Below are 478 nucleotides of genomic sequence, written 5' to 3' on the forward strand. Positions count from 1 at the left end.
ATATCAAGACGCTCATCGAATCCGCTGTCGGCGGAAGTTTTACCGTTCGCTTGAGCGATCCGAATCAGATCATTAACAGCCAGATAGCCATCCCCATTAATATCCGGATTGGCAAGAGCAACACTGCCCTGATAATCTGCAGTTGGACTTTGGATGCCGCCGTTTGAGTCGGATAGTTTGCTACCTTGACCGATGACAAATCGCGATAAGCCATGCCCGTCTTTCGCTTTAAATTTCAGTTCAACTAAGCCGACTTTACCATTTACCCCTTCTTCAACACCTAATCGAGTCCCAATGATTCTCATTTTCCCACCTTGGTCGCTATAGAATAGGGAAGCCGTCTGGTTCAGAACCCCAAAATCTCCATGCAAATTCGGCGAACCTTCCAACTGTACAAGCGCTGGATTATAATCAAAATAAATGTCAAACCCATAAAGGTCATCTGCCTCTGCCTTGATGACTAGACTGAATACATCAC

Annotated in this window: 1 protein-coding gene; it reads right to left on the reverse strand. The window is 45.6% G+C overall.

Features of this window, described 5'->3' with window-relative positions:
* The coding region (locus tag AC1DUA_RS40510; RefSeq protein WP_477505005.1) for a cohesin domain-containing protein at positions 1-478 on the reverse strand (478 nt) is incomplete at both ends.

This window comes from Paenibacillus sp. 01T422 (assembly GCF_056398785.1).